This window comes from Thermoflexus sp. (assembly GCF_025055495.1).
GTDB lineage: Bacteria > Chloroflexota > Anaerolineae > Thermoflexales > Thermoflexaceae > Thermoflexus.
On record NZ_JANWXB010000218.1, the window covers coordinates 1 to 2,578 of the forward strand.

General features: G+C 65.2%; 3 protein-coding genes and 1 pseudogene. All 4 read right to left on the bottom strand.

The genetic code is table 11. The features are described 5' to 3' along the window. A partial coding sequence (locus NZM16_RS07220) for a glycosyltransferase (protein ID WP_295479632.1) occupies positions 1-308 on the bottom strand: 308 nt, incomplete at its 3' end. Beyond that, positions 295-1,254 carry an NAD(P)-dependent oxidoreductase gene (locus tag NZM16_RS07225; RefSeq protein ID WP_295448073.1) on the bottom strand — a complete coding sequence of 320 codons (960 nt, stop codon included), beginning with the start codon at positions 1,252-1,254 and terminating at the stop codon, positions 295-297. The genes NZM16_RS07225 and NZM16_RS07220, both read right to left, overlap by 14 nt. Continuing rightward, positions 1,251-2,093, bottom strand: coding sequence for an aldolase/citrate lyase family protein (locus NZM16_RS07230; protein ID WP_295479634.1), 843 nt, complete (start codon positions 2,091-2,093; stop codon positions 1,251-1,253). The genes NZM16_RS07225 and NZM16_RS07230 overlap by 4 nt, the downstream gene beginning before the upstream one ends. 252 nt (positions 2,094-2,345) lie before the next feature. Continuing rightward, positions 2,346-2,578, bottom strand: a pseudogene (locus tag NZM16_RS07235) (hypothetical protein); the annotation flags it as partial.

The window sequence follows — 2,578 nt, forward strand, 5'->3', positions numbered from 1 at the left end:
CCGATCCAGATCGCCCGCGCCTGGCCGACGTTGCGGGGCAGCGCTAGGACGGCCACCCGCGGATCCTGCGCCGCAAGCCGTCTCAGGACCTCCCCCGAGCCCTCTGGGCATGCATCTTCGACGAACAACAGCTCCCATGTCTGACCCGTCTTCTCGAGCGCCGCCCTCAGGCGGACATACAGGGGCTCCAGCGTGGCCGCGTTGCGATACACCGGGATCACCACGCTGAGATCCAACTCCGGCGGCCGGAAGGCATGTGGAGGGAGCGCATCCGGCTTCGCTAAAGCGGAGACACTAAGCGAGGACATCGTCCGTATACAGGTGAAGGTGATCTTGCATCCATGTTAGGGTCGCCCGAAGGCCAGAGGGGAGATCCCAGGCCGGTGACCAGCCCAGGGAGCGCTGCGCCTTCTCGATCTCCGCCACCCAGCAAGTTCGATCCGGCGGGCTGGGGGGATACTCGCCGATCCGCCGGCGCAATGGCCGCCCCACCAGGGCCTCCACGATGGCCACAACCTCCTCATTGGACCACTGCACACCGGTCCCGATATTGAAAGCTTCTCCGGGCTCAACGGACGCCTCCAGTGCCCTACAGCAGGCCTCCACCACATCCGCCACGAAGATCCAATCGTGGCGATAGCCGGGCGCCGTCAGGCGGATCTCCTCGTCCCGCAAGGCGGCCCGCAGAAGGGTGGGGATGAATCGGCGGGGGGATTCCCACGGCCCGTAAACGCTGAAGGGTCGCAGGATGATCGCCGGCACACCGCGGAAGCGGGCGTAGAATTCCACCAGACGGCTGGCCAGCATCTTCGCCAGCCCCCGGTCGGTGTTCGGGCGGAGCGGGTCGGATTCGCGCAGCGAACGCGCCATAGGCTCGTATTCCAGCGAGCTGCCGACGTGGACGAAGCGAGCCGTGCCTGCCGCCCCGGCCGCCTCGAGCAAATACGCTGTCCCCACCACGCTGACGGTTAGGGCCTCCAGCCGCTCATCCGTCGTTCGCGGGTGCCCCGCCGGCATCGCCAGGTGGAACACCGCATGCGGCCGGACGGCCTCCACCGCCTGCCTCACTCTAACCCCATCCCGCACGTCAACCGGGTGGAGCGTCACGCGATCCTCCAGACCGGACAGACGCCAGCGCTTCGCCTCGGGTCGGACCACGAGGTGCAGTTCCGCCCCGAGGGTCAGGAAGCGACGGACCAGGTTGGCGCCGATGAACCCGGCGCCGCCTGTGATCAGAATCCGCCAGCCAGTCATCTCCTGTCCCCCAAGTTGCGAGCTCGAAAGAACGGCTCCGCGGCCTCGATCGCCCTTAGGAGCATCCGATGATCTTCCTCCAGCTTATCGGGCGAGGCCTCAAAGGCCGCCTGGAGGGCGCGCCGGAGGCGCGGGATCTCCGCCGCGGGATCGCGGCCCACGATGTCTCGGAGAAACGAGCGCCGGAGGAACGAGAAGGAGCAACGCAAGCGGGCCATCTCCGCGATCAGCAGACGGCACGGGATCGGAAAGCCCCGGTCCGGCAGGGTCAGCCCGGCGAAGCCGAAGGGGACGGTGAAGAAGCGGCGCACCTCTTCCACCAGCCCGTCGGAGACGGCGCGGAACGGATTGGGGGTCCCGCGCTCGATCGCAAGATCATGCAGCCCGACGTAGATCCGCGAGAGGGGCAGACGGGCCAGCCGCTCGGCCTGTCTCACCGCCTCACAGGTTTCCACCAGGATCCCCACCCCTGCCCGGCTGGCCACCCACTCTAGGACCCGTTCCACTTCTTCGGCCGATCGCACCATGGGCAGGAGAAGCTCATCGGCGCCTGCCCGGATGGCCGCCTCGATCTCGTCCCGTGTCGTCGGGCCGAAAGCATTGATGCGACAGATCACCGGGACCTCAGTGGCCGCTCGCACCCGTTCTAAGTCCTCTAAAGTGTCGGCGTTGATCTGGGTGTCGAAGCCTCGCTGACGCTCCGCCTTTCCAATTCGTTCCCAATCTATCACAATCCCATTCACACCCGCCGCAACGGCAGCGCGGATGAATGACAGGTCTGTGGAGAAGAGGAGTAACTCAAAATCCACTTCCCCACGATTCATCTTCGTCACAGACATTCAAACCCTCCATTCACCCCAAAGATGGACGGGCGATCTTCGGCCCAGCTTTTTAGAGACTTCCCGGAACCATCCCGGTTTCCGGCTCGTTGTGATCCGCCCCGCTTTTTCATCCCGGAAGGCCCTTCGGGGAAAGTCAACAGGTGATCCATCATCCCCCTGTTGCTCTCATCTATCCGCAGTCCAGCGCAACTGGAATCTCATGCAGGCGCTCTCGTCGCCCGGCTTCAAAGGGCCTCGGAACGTCCCGGCTCACTCCATTAGAGAGATGGGTTTACGAGCCAGGACCAGCAAGGTGGAGCCCAGGGGCCACCGGATCCAGCGCCCCAGGGTGACCTCCATTCGAACCAGCGCGGTGAGCCATGCGTTCAGGATCCGTCCGGGGCGCTCCTCGCGCTCCAGGACCGCCGGATAGATCCGGCTTAAGATGCGCGTCGCGACGATCCACGGGAACAGAAAAAAGGGATAACGCTGCCAGCGGACGA

Bases quoted from the DNA above. Each gene is read 5' to 3' on its own strand.
- NZM16_RS07225 (WP_295448073.1), bottom strand. From the start codon at position 1,254: ATGACTGGCTGGCGGATTCTGATCACAGGCGGCGCCGGGTTCATCGGC.
- NZM16_RS07230 (WP_295479634.1), bottom strand. From the start codon at position 2,093: ATGTCTGTGACGAAGATGAATCGTGGGGAAGTGGATTTTGAGTTACTC.